We start from the raw sequence: 17,923 nt of genomic DNA, 5'->3' as shown, positions 1-17,923 counted from the left end.
GTACTGGTATTATTGGGTTTGTGGTTATTCTCATTATACCAGATTTGGTGGTTTCCTTGTTGTATTTAACCATACTTTCAAAGACTTTCAAGGTTTCAACCTACCCGACAGGGTGGGAAAGTTGAGTAAATAAGTAAATAATAGTCAGACTAAAGTATTTGGGGCCACTTCGCCTCCTTGCTCCGCTTGACGCTGGAACTATGGCACGCAGACTGGTCAAAAGTTGTTTAAGTAAGTTCAGTATGCCAGATAATAACTACGCAAAATGCTCTGTATTTTAGTATGCAGACCTGCTTGAATAACCCTAAGATCAGTCTGTGGGACACAGTTCCGCTGCGAGCGGAGCAGGATAGCGTAGCGCGGCTTTTTGACGGCCACGGATGGCCTAATGTCGGCGATGCCATGGATGGCAAGGAGGCGACTCGCCATGGAGGGCGCAATCTGCCGAAAAGCGGTATAGTGGCCCACAGACTTGCCCTACATATGGTTTTATATAAGGATAGGAACGAGAAATACTGATTAAGGTGTACTGTTAGCCCATTCTTCATCAAACAGCGCTGTAACTTTTTTGGCGGCAGCAGGGGAAGGGATAGTCAAGGAACTCTCGTGATTAATAACAAAAGAAGGATATGTCCAGGCAGAATTGGAAAAAAACAGCGTTGTCTGATCAAAAATACCGAAATTTGCGCCCATCGCTTTTTTGTCAGGATGATTGTAATAGCGTAATTCGATCTGGGCATCCTTTAATTCCTGAATGGCATCGGGCGAGGTAATCGCACTGGAAAGGCTGACGATCACTTTCACGTTACAGCCTCTTTTTTTTGCCTCCATCAGGGCATCAATTATATCGTCTTTACTTAGTTGTTCGGTTTCTATTAAGATCTCAGACGTAGCAGCGTTGATTAAATTAAGAAGCTGCTGTTTAACATTGACAGTAACGGCAAAGGTAATATTGTCTTCTGGCAATTTGGAAGTATCCGGTAAATCGAGCGACAGTGTTGTCGTATAGGTCCAGTCTTTGCCGAAGGATTTGTCCATGACACCGACAGAGTCTCCGGATAGCTTTACAGCCATGCTGTGCGCATCGAAGCCTTTGGCGGTCCAGTCCTTTTCATAAAAAACAGCCGTTTTGTGATCAACAACCATATAGCGTACTGTCTGGTACTGTCCTTTTTCAGCAGGATAGTACTGGACCGATATGTTTTCATTTTTTAGTGCTTTGATGGTTGAGGTATTATCTCTCTGCCATTGATCGAGCAGCAGTCTCACTTCGATGCCCGAATGCGCTTTTGTAATCAGCAAATTAATGATTTCCTGATCATTCAGACTGGACAGCTCGATATAAATGGATTGTTTGGCCTGATTAATTACATTCAGAGTTAGCGGACGGATAGCAGCTCCGTCTATGTAAAGCGCACCAGGTGGCAAGTTTGATACTGGATTGGATTCTTCATCAGCGGAAAACGAGAATATTTTGCTGCATCCGGACATTATCGGTATTGCTATCATGATGATCATCATGATGATCAAGAAGGGTACTTTTGCTTTGGACAAAATATCAGCCTCTTTATCAATAAATTGAGCTTTGGCAACTCTTCTCTTATTATACATATTTTTAGAAATAAATAACGAAAAAAATAGTTCCAATTGGAAAAATATCTAATTGAGATGTTATTTGAGGAGCGGTTTTTCAGTAAAATAAGAGGTAAATAATGGAAGGAAGAAGAATAACTATCCAGTACCATGTTAACCAAAATCTTAGCTAGCCGGGCGTCATAGTTTTTGTAATATGATAATTTTAAGGTTAACAAGGCACTCGTCTTTGACGATAATTTTATATTTAGGGGTGTTGATATGGGAAACCGCTTACATCTCAAGACAAAACTGCAAATTAATTGGCTGCTTTTCATGGGTGAAGAACAGCAGGCCCTGGAAATCCTGTTTGGAATCTTAAACACAGAAAATATCTCCGACGCCCTGTATTTGGCAGAGGTGAAAACACTGATTGATCATAAGGTTTTCAAAGAAGCTCAGGCCTATTTGGAAGCAGCAATCATCTATAGCGAAGAGCCCGGACAGCTGGCTGAAGTACATTTTTTACTGGCCCGCTGCTGTCATGGACAGGGATTTGTCAATGATGCTTTGATTCATCTCGAAAATGCGCTTCAGCTGGAAGCGAACAGTACTTACTGGAATCTGCAGACGGATTGTTACCTCGAACTTGGGGAATGGCAGGAAGCTATTAATTGTCTGGATAAGTCTCTGCGTTCCTCACCTGGAGATGCCGATATCCTTTTTCGACTTGGCAGCATCTATCAGTTCCAGGGGCAATACAGGGAAGCTTTAAACTGTTTCAGCGGCTGCTGTAAAGTGAAGCCGTATCAGCCGGAATACTGGGAAATGAAAGCTGAGATGCAGCTAAAAATGAATCAGACCGAGGATGCGGTCGAATCTTTCCATAAAGCGATTAAATGCGGGGGGCATTTCAGCCTGATGTCCAGGCTGGCCTACTGCTATGCGCAGACCGGTCAGCAGGGCAAAGCCCGGAAGCTGTTCCAGAAAGTATTAAAACATGACCCGGATGATCTTGATGCCCTATGCAATCTGGCCGGCATTTACCACGAGTTTCAGCAGGACGACCAGGCTTACCGATTACTTAGAAAAGCCTATACGCTGAAGAATAACGACACATTGCTGCTGAATAATTTAGGCTTTATCTGTTTTCAGCTCGGAAGAACGCGCAAAGCAATTGAGTATTATCAGAATGCCCTGAAAATTGATCCGGAAGATAAAACGGTGCTCTATAATTTAAGTGTCTGCATGACCGAAAAAGGGCTGTGGGACGACGCTAAAATTATCCTGGAACGACTGGTCTCCATGGACAACAAAAACAGCGCGGCCTGGATCCTGCTTGGGAATACGTATGAAGAAATGTCCAACACAAAGGTGGCAGTTGATTGTTACAATAAATCTTTCGGCTTAACGGTTAAAAAAGCCATTTAAGGTCAGACTTCCCAAAGAGGTTTCATTATCATTTATTTTCTGGTACAATTATAGAAAACTTGGCTGGCGCTAAGCCATTGGTGAAGGCGGCAGCCTTAGCTGCACTTAGATATATCAGAAAGTGCTTAGAGTGTTTGATATACCAAAGAAACGTTTTTGGGGGGCATTACCATGGCAGACTGGAATCCAGAGGCATATTTAAAATTTGAGAAAGAAAGATCCAAACCGTCACGTGATTTAGTCAGCCGTATTAAGCTTGAACAGCCTGAAAACATTCTGGATGTAGGCTGCGGCCCGGGTAATAGCACCCGCATTTTAGCGGAGAGATGGAAGAATGCGGCTATCACAGCCATTGATAATTCACATGCCATGCTCGAAATTGCCAAAGCAACAAATCCGTCAGTATGTTGGTTATTACGAGATGCCGGACGGGACATTTCCGATCTGGGCCAGTTCGACCTCATATTTTCCAATGCGGTCTTCCAATGGATTCCTGATAATGATCTTCTTATCTCCAGACTGTTTGCCATGCTGAAACCCCGCGGCATATTAGCTGTCCAAGTTCCGTTTGTCAATGAAATGCTGATTCATCAGCTGCTTCTAGACCTGGTATCCTCAGCGAAGTGGTCCGGCTATTTTAATCACATTGCGATTCCTTATAAGGTTCATACTCCTGAATATTATTATGATATTCTCTGTGAATTAACACCGGAAATCGAATTATGGGAAACCAGGTATTATCATTTGATGAACAGTTATGACGATATCCTGGATCTGTATCGAAGCACCGGGCTGAGACCCTACTTGGATTGTCTTCATGAAGACAAAAAGCAAAAAGAATTTGAGAGTGATCTGATGCTGGAAATTATGAAGTATTATGCCGGCTCGAAAGACGGTAAAATTTTATTTACTTTCGACCGCGTATTCTTTACAGCAACGCGGTGATTTGATTTACATTGACGTCGATATGGCAAAATGAAGATTTCACCACATAAAAGAAGTTAGAAGGACGTATCGGAACTAAAGTTTCGTTATGTCTTTTTTTGTGTCGTAATTAGCTGACCAGGCATAGTCTGAATGGGGAATTCTTATTTTATCCAATGCTGTCGTTTCTTTACTTATATCCGTAGATTTGTTAAAGTAAATTTAAAGGAAAAGGAGGCTTTTTGGCATGAAGTTAGTCAAGGAAAAAGACTTGCCGGGAATCGGGAAAAAGTATCAGCTGGACACCCGGTCTGGAGATAAGCTGGTCGTGATCGTCCATGATGACGGGCGCCGGGAAATGTATCACTATTACCTCGAGGATCCGAATGAATCGATCTCGATGGTAACACTTGATGATGAAGAATCGCGTTGTATTGCCTCAATTCTGGGCGGAATGGCCTATCGCCCCAAAGATCTGGATACTGTTGAGGTAGCCATCGGGGATATGGTACTCGAATGGTACAGGATTGAAACGGGGGCTTATGCGATTGGTAAATCAATCGGTGAGATGCAGGTCCGGAAGCGGACCGGCGGGACGATTATTGCGATGGTGAAAAAAGACCAAAATAAAACGATCAATCCCAATCCCGACATCGTTCTTCAGGAAGGTGCAACGATTGTTATTCTGGGAGAAAAAGAACAGGTGAAAGCTGCTAAAGGACTCCTGTTTCACGGGAGTGTTCATTAATGGAGCATTTGCTACTGGAAGTTGGTCTCGCTCTGGCTTTATCGGCCGTGGCGGGGATGATAGCCGGTAAATTGCGGATTTCCATTGTGCCTATTCTGATTATTGCGGGGATGGTTGTTGGACCTCATGCTCCTCATATCGGGGTATTTGATTTCAGGTTTATTCAGTCAGCCGCGCTCATCGACTTTATGGGAAAGATGGGTGTTTTATTTTTACTATTCTCTCTTGGATTAGAATTCTCAATCAAACAGCTGATGGCATCGGGACCGTCGATTCTCCGCAGCGGCCTCATCTATATGCTCATCAACTTTTCTGTTGCGCTGCTGTACCCATTGCTTTTAGGTTGGCCCGTCAAAGAAATCCTGGTCGTAGCAGGGATGATGACAATTTCGTCAAGCGCTATTGTAGCTAAAGTCATCGTCGAGTTAAAACGAGCTGCGAACGATGAGACAGAAATTATCTTAGGGCTGATGATGTTTCAGGATGTGTTTGTGGCAATTTATTTATCCGTTGTCTCCGGCTTGGTTCTTTCAGGTTCGACTTCGACCGTTACAGTCCTGCTTACAGCAGCTGTTGCACTTGGATTTATCGGGGCATTTCTGTTTTTGGGCCATAAGCTCGTTCCGTGGCTGAACCGCCGGCTGGATATTCCTTCGGACGAGACGTTTTTACTGGTGACTTTTGCGGCGGTGACGTTGGTTGCGGGGATTTCCGAAACCCTGAATATTGCCGAGGCCATCGGAGCAATGCTACTCGGCCTCGTAATGGCGGAGACGGAGCATCGCGAGCGGATTGAACACATTATTGTTCCCTTTCGTGATTTTTTCGGCGCATTATTCTTCTTCAGTTTCGGTCTAAGCATCGATCCTTTTACGCTGGGTGGCGCTGTTTGGCCGGTCCTTGGCGCAGTACTGCTGACGCTTCTTGGTAATACGATTGCTGGGTTTATAGCCGGAAGGAGAGCTCAGCTGTCTCATCGCGCTTCACTCAGGATTGGCTTAACGATCCTGTCACGTGGTGAATTTTCGATTATACTCGCCACACTGGCCCTATCAGGAGGCTTGCTGGGAGTCCTGCAGCCGTTTTCTGCCTTGTATGTGCTTATTCTCGCCATATTGGGCCCCATACTGACCAAGGAATCCAGTCTGGTGTATAAGTTAATTGGGCCGATCCTTAAATGGCCGGAGCTGCCTGAGAAACGCAGGTTAAAACTTTAAAGAAGTAAAATTATGATGATAAAATTGTCGAGAGAATTGCGTATCTGCAGAAAAAGTAAAAAAAATTTGGTCAAATCGAAAATAAATGATACAATTCAAGTTGACCTAATTAATAAAATATTCCGCTAATTTACACCATAACAGGAGGCGATCATGATGGCTATAGATCATGCAAAAATAGAACGAGCTGTAAGGGATATTTTAGAAGCAATTGGAGAGGATCCGGAAAGAGAAGGACTTAAGGATACTCCCAAAAGAGTTGCCAGATTTTATGAGGAAGCTTTTGCCGGACTTCATGAAGATCCGAGCAAGAACCTGTCTGTATTGTTTTCGGAAAACCACGAGGAAATGGTACTGGTTAGAGATATTCCGATTTATTCAATGTGTGAGCATCACCTGCTTCCTTTTGTTGGACAGGCCCACATTGCGTATATACCGAGACACGGCAAGGTGACAGGATTGTCAAAGCTGGCCAGAGTTGCCGAAGACTACGCCAGAAGGCCACAGCTACAGGAAAGATTGACGAGCCAGATTGCGAATACTGTGAATGATATGCTTAATCCGCGCGGCGTTATTGTCGTCATTGAAGCTGAGCATATGTGCATGACCGTACGCGGAATTAAAAAACCCGGCGCGCAGACCGTTACATCAGCAGTCAGAGGAATGTTTGAAACCAGCGCTGCCACCAGGGCAGAGGCGTTCTCATTAATTATGGGCAGACACTAATCCAATAATGAGCGGCAGAATGACGGAGGCTAGTTTTGCATGAAAATCCTGCTGACAAATGATGATGGTTATTTTGCTGCCGGTCTCAGGACCATGTATGATGCTTTGGCAGCGGACCATCAGCATGAGATCTACGTTGTGGCTCCGGAAGGGCAGCGATCAGCTGTTGGACGGTCTATCACCCTGTTTCAACCAATCTTCGTGACCCATCATTCCTTGCCAGATAATCATATCGGTGTATCTGTCAACGGAACACCGACAGACTGTGTCAAACTGGCAATACAGGGGGATATTCTTCCTGCCAAGCCGGATTTGATCATATCCGGAATTAATCACGGACCGAATCTCGGTTCGGATGTATTCTACTCAGGTACTGTGGCAGCCGCAATGGAGGGTGCCCTGTTAGGGATACGTTCCATTGCGGTATCACTTGCCAATTATGATTACGAAGACTATATGCCAAGCGCTTTGCTCATCAAACGCTTGATTGATACGAACAGCCCCTTGCTTCAGTATCAGAGTGGCCTGCTCAATATCAATGTGCCGCCCTGCGACAGGGAGGAATGGAAGGGAAAAAGAGTCACCAGACTAGGCAGGTCTGTTTACGACAATGCGTTCGAAAACAGAAAATCTCCTTATGGCAGAGAGTATTATTGGATCACCGGAACGCTCGTTTTTGAAGAAGAACAGGATACCGACCTCAGGGCAATTCAGGAAGGGTATGTTTCGGTTACGCCTTTACACTGTGACCTGACCGATTATGAACGGTTAAAGACCATGGGAAATTTACTATAGGGAGGAGAAATGTATGGGCTTTTGGATTTTTTTCTTTTATTTTGCTGTGTTTATTATTATTTTCTGGCTGAGTCGAGAAAAAGGTGGAAAGAATAATCTTAAAAAATTATTTATCATTCCGATTGTTCTTGCTGTCATTATTACGCTGCTGTCCGTGGTGAAAATTTATTTTATTTATAAGATCTTGCTTATTGTGATTGTTTTGGTGGTAGCCCTGCTGACGTATTGGCAGTGGGGAAGCAAGATCCGAAATTTTTGGCGGTGAAAGCATAACGCTAGGTATGCTGTAAATGGGGCACTATTTATTTTTAGGCCAAAACCTCAAAGCCCGCCAGGTCTTCTTTATTTCTTTTATTGAAATGCCTCCCTGAGAAATCAGGATCCCAAAATAAATCACGATTGCGGCAAGAAGGACAGTAAGACTCGTAAGCAGCGTTGTTTGGCCCGGGATCAGCCATAAGATGCTTTTGAGCACAGCTGTCATACCAAGTCCGGCCAGGACCGGCTGCAGGATCATGGATTTCAGATCAGCTTGTAGTCCGATGTGCTTGTTTATGGCATAAAGGTTTAAGAAAGCCATCATGGCAAAACCAAATACATAAGTTAAAGCGGTACCCACGAGACCAAATTTCGGAATTCCAGTCAGGTAGAAAAGAAGCGGGATCCGGAATACTGCCGTGATGACCGAATGGGCCAGCGGTAAAAAGGTTTTGCCGAGTCCTTGCAGAATTCCTGTGGTCGTCTGTTGAATATAGGCAAACAGCCCGCCCAAGGCTAAGACCTTCAACACTGCAGATACATGGTCACTTTTGAATAGGTGCGTAAGCGGTTCAGCAAAAAAATAAAGTGCAATGACACACGGCAATCCAAGCATAATGGTATAGCGGATCGCATCTATGCTTTTATTCCTGGCAGCCCGGACATCATTTCGGACCATTGCTTCGGAAATAGCCGGGACAAGCGATGTCGCCAGCGCAAATGTAAAGACACTTGGAAACGAGAGCAGCGTAAGTGCAGTCCCGCTGAACTCTCCAAAGAGAGAGGTGGCGTTCCTGGCCGAATAGCCGGCAAGCTGAAGCTGTTTGGGAATAATGACGGTATCCAAAGAAGACAGCCCTGTAGCCATCAGCCTGCTTCCGGTTACGGGCAAGGACAAACTGATCAGCTCCGGCATGACGGGTTTGGATTGCCCGCCGTTTTGATTTCCATAAGGCAGGTGCTTGCGCTGCATCAGATATTGAATCAGGATCACAAGCAAACCAACGATCTCCCCACAGAGCATTCCTGCTGCAAGACCGGCTGCTGCCCATTCAATGCCTTTCTTTAATAAATATACGGAAAGAGAAAAGCCGATCCCAATCCGGAAGATTTGTTCACAAACCTGGCTGACCGCTGAAGGGACCATATTCTGCAGTCCCTGGAAATATCCCCGGAACGCAGAAGCCACAGATACGATAAAAATCGACGGGATACAGATCTGAAAAACAATTCCAACGCGCTCATCCGCAAAGAAACTGTGAACGATCAGGGATCTGTTCAGGTACAACGTGATGGTAACCAGCAGACCGGAAATAAATAAAGTCAGGAAAGCTGTCCGGAATACTCTCCGGGCTTCAGCATAGCGGCCAATAGAGACTCTTTCGGCAACCATTTTGGAGACAGCCAGTGGTATTCCCGCTGTGGTTAAGACCAGTGCAGTCATATAGACAGGAAATACCATATAGAACAATCCGTACGCTTCACTGCCGATATAGTGCATAATCAGGTATTGGTAGACAAACCCGAGCAGACGGTTGACCAGATTCGCCCCAAAAAGAATGACTGCACCGAAAATGAGGTTATTTCTGGGCATTTCTTCCTCCCTGGCCGATACTCTGTCAGAGTACATATAGTTGATTTCTATTCAACTTATGCACCGGGAAAGAAGGTCATGCTCCAAGTTTTTTTAGGGATACAGTTTTTTTTAGAGGAATTGTGGAAACCACAGAGAATTAAAGAGAATTAAACATGTTATAATTTAATATTAGTGATGTTATTGCTATAGTCTTGTTTAAGTCAAGTTATTAAAAAGAATAGACAAAGGGGAGATTATTCTTGAAAAGCTATGACACCAAGAGTATTCGTAATATCTGTCTTGTGGGGCACGGAGGTTCAGGTAAAACATCGCTGGCTGAGACCATGCTTTTTAATGCCGGAGTAACGAACCGCATCGGGAAAGTAAACGATGGAAACACCGTATCAGATTACCTTCAAGAGGAAGTACAACGTCACATCTCAATTAGCACTTCATTAATTCCGATCGAGCATAAGGATGTTAAAGTTAATGTTCTCGATACACCTGGTTATTCCGATTTTATCGGTGAAGTCATCAGTACTTTGCGCGTCGTGGAAACAAGTGTTTTTGTGATCAGCGGGGTTGATGGTTTAGAAGTTCAGGCTGAGATCATCTGGGATCTGGTCGAAGAAAAGCAACTCCCTAAAGTTATTTTTATCAATAAACTGGACAGAGAAAATTCCAATGCAGAAAAGGTACTGGATCGGTTGAAATCAACTTACCCGAATACCCGTTTCGTTCAAATGCAGATTCCGGTTGGCAAAGAGGCAGCATTCGAAGGTGTGGTTGGTATGTTCCAACCCGACATACCTGATCAATATATAGATGATATTGCCATATTGAAAGAAGCACTTGCTGAAGCTGCGGCAGAAGCTGATGATGAACTCCTGATGAAATATCTGGATGGAGAGTCCCTAAACGATGAAGAATTAAAAACGATCACAGCCAAAGGGCTCGCTCAGAATATGATCGTTCCGGTTTTATTTGGTTCGGTAGAAAAAAATCTGGGCGTAAAGGAATTCGCACAATTCTTGGCTGACTATGTGCCTGCCCCTACACCTATCGACAAAAAGGCTGCGTTGGTCTTTAAAACGCTTGCTGATCCCTATCTCGGCAAAATGACTTTCTTCAAAGTTTATGGCGGAACGTTTACCAGTGAGACAGTTGTCTACAATGCAAACCGGGAAGTCGAGGAGAAACTGGGCCAGCTGTTCTATCTGAGAGGGAAGAACCAGGATAATACGGCCAGCGTCCAGGCCGGTGATATTGCCGTCGTTGCGAAACTGCAGGAGACAAAAACAGGAGATACTTTTACAACGAAAGAGAAAGGTATTCAACTGGACGGAATTGAATTCCCAAAACCTGCGCTGCCGCTTTCCGTCAAACCGAAGAGCAAGGGCGATGAAGATAAGCTCGGATCCGCACTGGCTAGGTTAGTCGATGAAGATCCGACCATCAGCGTCGGCAAAAATACAGAAACCAAACAAACGATCTTAAGCGGGCTCGGTGAAATGCAACTCGATATTGTCGGCGAAAAACTGGCTAGAAAATTCGGTGTTGCCGTCGAGACCGAAGTACCGAAAGTTCCTTACAGAGAAACCATCAAAAAATTGGTGCAAGTTGAAGGCAAACACAAGAAACAAAGCGGCGGCCATGGCCAATACGGACACGTCTGGATTAAGATGCAGCCAAACCCGGAAAAAGACTTTGAATTTAACGAAGAAGTTTTCGGCGGAGCGGTTCCGAGAAACTATTTCCCTGCTGTTGAAAAAGGTCTGCGTGAAGCAGTTGCTGATGGTTTTCTAGCCGGATATCCGATGACGAATGTGAAATTCACGTTGTATGACGGTTCCTATCACAGCGTAGACTCGTCAGAAATGGCATTTAAACTTGCGGCACATCTTGCTTTCAAGAAAGGTGCTGAAATGGCCAACGCGGTATTGATGGAACCAGTCGTTGAGGCCGAGGTCAAGGTTCCTGAAGCATTCATGGGTGATGTCATCGGAGATTTGAACTCCAAACGCGGCAAGGTCCTTGGCATGGAACCCAACGGCAAATGCCAGGTGATCAAAGCCCATGTGCCCCAATCCGAAATGATGCGCTATTCCATTGACCTCAAAGCTATGACCCAGGGGAGAGGCACGTTCACGACCCAGTTCATCGGGTACGAGGAAGTTCCGGCAAGATTATCCGACGCGCTGGTCGCCCAGCTCAAGAAAGAGCACCAGCATCACGAGTAACGCTGAATGCACGAATAAAGCTGAATGATTGTAGGTAAGCTAAAGCCGCTGACGAATGATTTTGTCAGCGGTTTTTTGTCGTTTGCCGCGCCAACATTCCCGCCAATGATAAGACCTGCAGAAAGTTAACTCATAGTTAACTTTTTTTACAATTGTTAACGACGATTCCGTTGAGTAAAAAAAATAAGCAGACTATAATGAACTTGAAAATCAAAACTTAAGAATTAAAAATGAGGTGGGATCTATGACCAAAATCAACATTGGAAAAATAATTGCAGCCCGGAGAAAAGAAAGAAGGCTCACCCAGGAAGAACTGGCCGAATATCTTGGGGTATCCAAACCGGCGGTTTCCAAGTGGGAGTCAGGACAAAGCTATCCGGATATTATGCTGTTGCCTGTATTGGCAGCCTTCTTCAACGTAAGCGTTGATGAGCTTCTGGGGTATGAAGCTCAAATGACAAAGGAGGATATAAGAAAACTGTACCGCAGATTGGCAAATGCTTTTGCTGCTGAGTCCTTTGACCAAACCTATGCCGAGTGCCTGGCGATTATCAAGAAGTATCATTCGTGCTGGAATCTGGTATATTCCATCGCGCAGCTGCTGGTTAACCACGCACCGCTTGCTGGCGGACCAGACCGGATGAACGAGGTTCTGCGGGAAGCCTCGGGATATTTTGAGTGTGTGGAAAAGAACAGCGGTGACGCGGCACTGGCCAGAGAGGCACTTTCCTTGCGAGCCTACTGTTGCCTGGCCCTGCAGGAGCCTGCCCAAGCTATCGACCTGCTCGAAGGGACCGAGGAAGGACCGGTATCAACGGGAATACTGCTGGCCAAAGCCTATGCAATAAAAGGTGACAGCGACCGCGCCAAGCGTTATCTCCAGCAATTTATTTATACGAATGTAGCCAGTCTTTTCGGGGCTTTTCCCGACCTCATGGCACTTTATGCAGATGCTCCGGAAAAAACGGATGCCTGTCTGCAAAAAGTGCTGAGTCTTGGAGAGGTATTTCAGCTCAAAGAGATGCAGCCGTCCCATTATTTCACGGTGTATCTCACGGCAGCTGCGCTTTACTCAGCGCAGAACCGTAATGAAAAAGCGCTGGATATGTTGGAAGCATACGCGGATATCATTTTTCAAAAGAATACATTCCCGTTAAAACTAAAAGGAAATTCGTTTTTTGACATGCTGCAGCCGTATTTTGAATCTCTCAATTTGGGAGGAGATGCTCCGCGCAGCGATAAACTCATCCGTAAAGATTTAAAGAGCGTTGTTGTAGATAATCCTGCGTTTCAAAGTCTTAAATCGGAGGAGCGTTATCAGAAACTTTGGCGACGACTTGAATCGATGGAGGAGGAAGTCTGATGGAAGATCTAATGTCTTATTTACCTTTTCTAATTCCGATCATGGTGATTGAAGTTGCCCTGGCAGCAGCTGCGCTCGTTCATATTTTCCGGCACAGGACTTACCGCATCGGCAATCAGGTGCTTTGGGTAATTGTCGTCGTCCTGTTCCAGATTATCGGCCCTATCTTGTATTTTACCTTAGGCAAAGGTGACGACTAATGGAAATTCTGAAGCTGGAACATGTCAAGAAAAACTTCGGGGGTCTTCCGGTCATACAGGATTTGAGCTTCTCAGTCTCCGAAAGCTCCGTTTTTGGCTTGATAGGAAAAAACGGAGCAGGGAAGACAACCACCATGAAAATGCTTTTGGGGTTTTTAAAGTCTGACGCCGGAGAAATCAAAGTGTGCGGGGAAAAAGTCGCTTACGGAGACACAAAAACCAACAGGCATGTGGGTTATCTTCCGGATGTGCCGGAGTTTTACAGTTACATGACACCCGTCGAATATTTAAGACTGTGCGGGGAAATCTCCGGGCAGAAGCCCCGCCCAATCCGGAAAAAGACGGAAGAACTGCTGGCCCTTGTAGGGCTGGAGAACAGTAACCGAAAAATAAGCGGTTTTTCCCGAGGAATGAAACAGCGGCTGGGGATTGCGCAGGCTTTGATGAACGAGCCACGGCTCCTGATCTGCGATGAACCGACCTCGGCGCTTGACCCCGTTGGCAGAAAAGAAATATTGGACATTTTGTCCATTGCCGGGAAGCAGACCGCCATTTTAATTTCCACCCATATTTTATCCGATGTGGAACGGCTCTGTGATCATATTGGGATTCTGGACGATGGCAAGCTTGTTTTACAAGGGAAACTCTCCGATATCAAAAATAGCTATCGCCATAGTTCCCTCCGGATAGCATTGGCGGATCAAGACAGCGCTGCTGTTCTTGCCGGGAAGCTTGCAAATCTCCCCTTCGTATCTGCAGTGGAGGCTAAAGAAAATTCCCTGACCGTCCGCCTTGAGGACATGGCTACGGAAGGGCTAAAAATTCTGGAACTGCTGCTCAGGGAACAAGTTTTCGTTCTGAAATATGAAGTGCTTGAACCTTCGCTGGAAGATGTATTTTTGGAGGTTATTCAATGAACGGTTTAATCGCTTTTACTAAAAAAGAATTTCTGGAGCAAATCCGCAGCTATAAAGCCGTTATCATGGTTTCGGTACTGTTCTTATTCGGCATGATGAGCCCCTTACTGGCCAAGATGATGCCCGATATTTTTGCCCAGCTGACCGTTCAGGGAATATCCATCAGCATGCCGGAGCCGACAGTCCTGGATGCCTATGGCCAATTCTTCAAGAACATGAGCCAAATGGGTTTGATCATCCTGCTGCTTGTCTTCAACGTTATACTCTCCCAGGAAGTGACACGCGGTACGCTGGTCATCCTTCTTGCCAAGGGGTTGTCCCGATCTGCGGTCATCATGTCAAAATATTTGGCGGCTTTGATTTTGTGGACGGTGAGCTATGTCCTTGCCGCGATCACCGATTACGGATACACTGTTTATCTGTTCGGGAGCTTCTCCTTGCCTCATCTGTTTTTCTCGTTGTTTTGCCTATGGCTGTTCGGTGCTTTTCTCCTGGCAGTCCTTCTGCTGGCCAGCACACTTGCATCGGGGAATTACGGAGGACTTCTTCTGACAGCCGCAATCATGATGCTCCTGCTGATTGCCAATGTGTTTCCGGTGTTTCAAAAATGGAATCCCGTCGCGCTTGCCTCGGATAACATCACGCTACTTACAAATGCGGAAACAATTGGCGACATGTCCGTAACAGCTTGGACGGCGCTGCTGCTGATTGTGTTATGCTTGATTCTCTCACTCCTGGTGTTCAAGAAAAAGAAACTGTAAGACAAAGCACGATGATGCATTATTCCATGGACCGCTGACAAATTATTTTGGCAGCAGTTTTCAATTTCCCATAAGGATGTTATGGAAAAACAAGGAATATATTTAATTATGTTGAATTATATAAAGTTGTTTCGGGGTTTTCTTTTTTGTGTTTTTAGGTGCGGTTATTTATTAGTTTTAATAAATTAAGGAATGGTGCCTGGCTATGAAGAAAGCTATTGTAATTGGAGCTACATCTGGGATAGGAAGAGAATTGGCAAAGATATTAGCTGAAAATAATTATATAGTCGGGCTTACTGGTAGAAGAATGGAGCTTCTACATGAGCTCCAGAAAGAAATTATTACTGAGTCATATATTAAAAACTTTGATGTTTCTTCTACAGAAGCCATGAAATTATTAGAAGACTTAATTCAGGAAATGAACGAAGTAGAAATAATTATCATCAGCGCAGGCTGTGGATTTATAAATCCTGATCTTGATTTTGATAAAGAGAAAAAAACAATTGATGTCAATGTGTCCGGTTTCGTAGCGATGGTTAATGTGGCTTTTAAATACTTTGTTAAGCGAGGCGTAGGTCATATTGTAGGTATATCATCAATTGCTTCTCTTAGAGGTAATGGAAGTGCCCCAGCATATAATGCTTCAAAATCTTTTGTATCCAACTATCTAGAAGGGTTACGTCAAAAGGCATATAAATTAGGAATACCTATAATTATTACAGACATACAACCTGGTTTTGTTGATACGGCTATGGCTCAGGGTGAGGGTCTCTTTTGGGTAGCCTCACCAGCGAAGGCTGCATTGCAAATATATAAGAAGATTGTGGTGAAGAAAAAGCATGCTTATATCAGTAAGCGTTGGCGGAGTATAGCGTGGTTGTTAAAAATCATGCCAAATTGGCTTTATAACAAACTCTAAGTCTGATATTAGACGTTAAAAACCAAGCGATTTATTTGATGGGCTTGATGAGAGAAGCCCCAACGGCTAACATTAAGGTCTTTGTTTGTATTTGAATATTGCATATGTTTTCGGCTACAGCCTACACAGGAAACTCATCTGCCGGACGTGTAGGACCGGAAAACAGATGCAAACCTCACTGAAGGGAAAAGCTAAGACAGGTATCTGTCAATTACGAAAGCGAATACTCATGAGGAGCCCGGTGCGGTAGTTCCGTACACCGGCATCTCTACCGTGACTCTGAAAGAAATAACATTGAAACATTTTGTTTGAGTATCCACATAGATTATAGCGGTGATTTAATTGAGGAGATTGAGGATGGAAAAAAACAAGAAGGTAATTATCGGATGGATAGGTGTGTCCATAACTGTTATATTGTCAAGTGTATGGGCTTATTGGGGAGCTTTTGAAAATTTCCATGAAGGCTGGTACGCTACTTCCATCGGAGACAACCTCTGTATGTTTTTACTCCAATATATGGTATTTGCTATCATTTTTGTATTATTAGCATTAGTTATATTAAGATGGAAAAGGATGGGTTTTCTACTACATCTAATTTTTGGTGGCTTTTGTATTTATTTTTTTTCCGGTGCCAGTTTTAATGTGCTAGGATTATTGATTATTATACCTTTTGCTGTTCTTGGGCTACTTTATTATTTTGGGGAGCCTGAGCCTAAGAAATGGGCATATAGGTTAATCATAATTGTTCCTTTAGTTATTACTTTAGCTATTTCAATTCCTCAAGGTATTAAAGTTTCCCAAAGAATTAATGATAATGATTTTGGTATGAGAATAGTAGAAGGGAATGGTGTAACTCTGGCTTGGGCACCAAGAGGGCCTGGCTGGCCGGACAAAGGGACCTCCTGGAAAGAGGCACAAGATATATGCAAGTATTTATCAGAGGATGGTACAACCACTATGAAGGAAGAGCAAAATATTTGGCGCTTGCCAACAGTGGATGAAGCAGTTCGTTCTATGATGCTCCACGACGAAAATGCAGGTGGAGTCTGGTATCCGGAAGAAGAGAAGGACGTCTATGATAGAACACCAGATAAAGAAACACCTTTATGGGATGTACATTCCAAGGTAATCTATTACTGGACTTCAGATACATCAGTAAAGGATGAACAACAGGCATATATCATTGTCTATCATGGAGGTATATTTGATAAAAGGAAGATCGATCGACAAGATTATATGAGTTTTAGAGCTGTCAAAGAGATCAATTAGCTTATGTGGTTTTAAATGATGGAAAACATGAGATAACGGAGGCTGTTGAAACCCTCCCTCTGCAGCCTGTACAAAATTTAACGGATTTCTACGCGGTTGAGGAACTGTTTGAGAAATTAGTGCACACCTGGAATGCCAAGCTGCCTGGATATGAGTTTATTTCCAAAACGCTGCTTCAAGAATTATTGATTGCCATTATGCAAAATATAAAAAGGCAAAACCCTAATTATGCTGCATCCTTAAGGGTAGAAAAGGGGATCCAATAAAGATAGGAAGTAATTTAAGGGGCCGTCATTCATGGCGCGGACGGAGATTTTTATTGGTATGCTTTCGTCCGCCACTTAGAAAATATGGATGCGGTTGAGACGCGGTGGGAACCTACGAGACGTTATGCGAGACCGTACGTATCGGCCGCGCCTCCATACGCCGGAAAAGTTTAGAATAATTTTCTAACGAATACCATTATAATTGCAATAATAAAGGCAATGATAAATGTAAAAATAAATGTTCTTAGCCAAGTGTTTCCTAAAATTCTTTGTTTGTATTGATATATTGACATAACAACACCACTTATAATAATAATTGCAAGTAGATCCCATGGTGCTTCATTGGAATATAACGATCTATATGCAGTATCAAGAAGTAATGCAAAAGTAATGAAGACATATCCAAATTTATAACTAATATTTTCGATAAATGTCGTTCTTTCATCTCTCTCGACCATTTTACTAATCATTATCTATAGCCTCCTCAAAATAGAATAAATCCTCAAACTGTTTATTTAGAACCTTTGATAAAATTAATGCTAATTTTGCTGTTGGACAATATTGACCTGTTTCAATAGAACTAATTGTTTGTCTGGTTACGCCTGCAAGAATTGCAAGCTGTTCCTGTGAAAGATTTTTTTCCGCTCTGGCAACTTTTAATCGGTTTTTTAGCTGAATATTCTCATTCAAACTATCACCTCCACGAATACATAGTAACATATTCAAACGGTGATGTAAAGT

The 17,923-nt window shown here is 43.8% G+C and carries 19 protein-coding genes; 15 read left to right on the top strand and 4 right to left on the bottom strand.

Annotated elements, in window-relative coordinates; genetic code table 11:
• Nucleotides 1–519 precede the first annotated feature (519 nt).
• The gene (locus A7D23_RS08510) at nt 520–1,554 is read right to left on the bottom strand and encodes a phosphatidylserine/phosphatidylglycerophosphate/cardiolipin synthase family protein (RefSeq protein WP_242871512.1); all 1,035 of its coding nucleotides are present in this window, start codon (nt 1,552–1,554) and stop codon (nt 520–522) included.
• Nucleotides 1,555–1,854: 300 nt separating this feature from the next.
• On the opposite strand from A7D23_RS08510, the gene A7D23_RS08505 reads away from it, so the two are divergent.
• The 7 genes from A7D23_RS08505 to A7D23_RS08475 all read left to right on the top strand — a co-directional run bounded on the left by A7D23_RS08505 (nt 1,855) and on the right by A7D23_RS08475 (nt 7,678).
• Nucleotides 1,855–3,003: a tetratricopeptide repeat protein gene (locus A7D23_RS08505; protein ID WP_019226263.1), complete on the top strand. Its 1,149-nt coding sequence runs from the start codon at nt 1,855–1,857 to the stop codon at nt 3,001–3,003.
• A gap of 171 nt (nt 3,004–3,174) precedes the next feature.
• Nucleotides 3,175–3,948 (top strand): methyltransferase domain-containing protein, encoded by a 774-nt coding sequence (locus A7D23_RS08500; protein ID WP_019226264.1) that lies wholly within the window; start codon nt 3,175–3,177, stop codon nt 3,946–3,948.
• A 226-nt stretch (nt 3,949–4,174) separates the two neighbouring features.
• Nucleotides 4,175–4,675 (top strand): cation:proton antiporter regulatory subunit, encoded by a 501-nt coding sequence (locus A7D23_RS08495; protein WP_015042873.1) that lies wholly within the window; start codon nt 4,175–4,177, stop codon nt 4,673–4,675.
• Nucleotides 4,675–5,892, top strand: coding sequence for a cation:proton antiporter (locus A7D23_RS08490; protein ID WP_019226265.1), 1,218 nt, complete (start codon nt 4,675–4,677; stop codon nt 5,890–5,892). The genes A7D23_RS08495 and A7D23_RS08490 overlap by 1 nt, the downstream gene beginning before the upstream one ends.
• Nucleotides 5,893–6,045: 153 nt before the next feature.
• Nucleotides 6,046–6,618, top strand: a complete 573-nt coding sequence (gene folE, locus A7D23_RS08485; RefSeq protein WP_019226266.1) for a GTP cyclohydrolase I FolE — start codon at nt 6,046–6,048, stop codon at nt 6,616–6,618.
• Nucleotides 6,619–6,657: 39 nt separating this feature from the next.
• Nucleotides 6,658–7,413, top strand: coding sequence for a 5'/3'-nucleotidase SurE (surE, locus tag A7D23_RS08480; RefSeq protein ID WP_019226267.1), 756 nt, complete (start codon nt 6,658–6,660; stop codon nt 7,411–7,413).
• 13 nt (nt 7,414–7,426) lie between these two features.
• The gene (locus A7D23_RS08475) at nt 7,427–7,678 is read left to right on the top strand and encodes a hypothetical protein (protein WP_015042869.1); all 252 of its coding nucleotides are present in this window, start codon (nt 7,427–7,429) and stop codon (nt 7,676–7,678) included.
• A 33-nt stretch (nt 7,679–7,711) separates the two neighbouring features.
• On the opposite strand, the gene spoVB is transcribed toward A7D23_RS08475, so the two are convergent.
• Nucleotides 7,712–9,265 carry a stage V sporulation protein B gene (gene spoVB / locus A7D23_RS08470; RefSeq protein WP_019226268.1) on the bottom strand — a complete coding sequence of 518 codons (1,554 nt, stop codon included), beginning with the start codon at nt 9,263–9,265 and terminating at the stop codon, nt 7,712–7,714.
• 242 nt (nt 9,266–9,507) lie between these two features.
• On the opposite strand from spoVB, the gene A7D23_RS08465 reads away from it, so the two are divergent.
• The 8 genes from A7D23_RS08465 (at nt 9,508) to A7D23_RS08430 (ending at nt 17,182) form a co-directional block, all read left to right on the top strand.
• Nucleotides 9,508–11,487, top strand: coding sequence for an elongation factor G (locus tag A7D23_RS08465; protein ID WP_019226269.1), 1,980 nt, complete (start codon nt 9,508–9,510; stop codon nt 11,485–11,487).
• Between the two features lie 244 nt (nt 11,488–11,731).
• Entirely contained in the window at nt 11,732–12,850 is a 1,119-nt protein-coding gene (locus A7D23_RS08460) for a helix-turn-helix transcriptional regulator (protein ID WP_019226270.1), read from the top strand.
• Nucleotides 12,850–13,050 (top strand): PLDc N-terminal domain-containing protein, encoded by a 201-nt coding sequence (locus tag A7D23_RS08455; protein ID WP_019226271.1) that lies wholly within the window; start codon nt 12,850–12,852, stop codon nt 13,048–13,050. Before A7D23_RS08460 ends, A7D23_RS08455 begins: the two co-directional genes overlap by 1 nt.
• The gene (locus A7D23_RS08450; protein ID WP_019226272.1) at nt 13,050–13,967 is read left to right on the top strand and encodes an ABC transporter ATP-binding protein; all 918 of its coding nucleotides are present in this window, start codon (nt 13,050–13,052) and stop codon (nt 13,965–13,967) included. The genes A7D23_RS08455 and A7D23_RS08450 overlap by 1 nt, the downstream gene beginning before the upstream one ends.
• Nucleotides 13,964–14,728 carry an ABC transporter permease subunit gene (locus A7D23_RS08445; RefSeq protein WP_019226273.1) on the top strand — a complete coding sequence of 255 codons (765 nt, stop codon included), beginning with the start codon at nt 13,964–13,966 and terminating at the stop codon, nt 14,726–14,728. The genes A7D23_RS08450 and A7D23_RS08445 overlap by 4 nt, the downstream gene beginning before the upstream one ends.
• A gap of 205 nt (nt 14,729–14,933) precedes the next feature.
• Entirely contained in the window at nt 14,934–15,647 is a 714-nt protein-coding gene (locus A7D23_RS08440) for an SDR family NAD(P)-dependent oxidoreductase (RefSeq protein WP_019226274.1), read from the top strand.
• Nucleotides 15,648–16,004: 357 nt separating this feature from the next.
• The gene (locus A7D23_RS08435; RefSeq protein WP_019226275.1) at nt 16,005–16,916 is read left to right on the top strand and encodes a DUF1566 domain-containing protein; all 912 of its coding nucleotides are present in this window, start codon (nt 16,005–16,007) and stop codon (nt 16,914–16,916) included.
• Nucleotides 16,917–16,921: 5 nt separating this feature from the next.
• Nucleotides 16,922–17,182 (top strand): hypothetical protein, encoded by a 261-nt coding sequence (locus A7D23_RS08430; protein ID WP_019226276.1) that lies wholly within the window; start codon nt 16,922–16,924, stop codon nt 17,180–17,182.
• A 170-nt stretch (nt 17,183–17,352) separates the two neighbouring features.
• On the opposite strand, the gene A7D23_RS08425 is transcribed toward A7D23_RS08430, so the two are convergent.
• Both A7D23_RS08425 and A7D23_RS08420 read right to left on the bottom strand, forming a co-directional pair.
• The gene (locus A7D23_RS08425) at nt 17,353–17,652 is read right to left on the bottom strand and encodes a hypothetical protein (RefSeq protein WP_019226277.1); all 300 of its coding nucleotides are present in this window, start codon (nt 17,650–17,652) and stop codon (nt 17,353–17,355) included.
• Entirely contained in the window at nt 17,645–17,872 is a 228-nt protein-coding gene (locus A7D23_RS08420) for a helix-turn-helix transcriptional regulator (protein WP_019226278.1), read from the bottom strand. The genes A7D23_RS08425 and A7D23_RS08420 overlap by 8 nt, the downstream gene beginning before the upstream one ends.
• Nucleotides 17,873–17,923 lie beyond the last annotated feature (51 nt).

Source organism: Dehalobacter sp. TeCB1 (assembly GCF_001707455.1).
GTDB lineage: Bacteria > Bacillota > Desulfitobacteriia > Desulfitobacteriales > Syntrophobotulaceae > Dehalobacter > Dehalobacter restrictus.
This window is presented reverse-complemented; position numbering and strand designations above follow the sequence as displayed.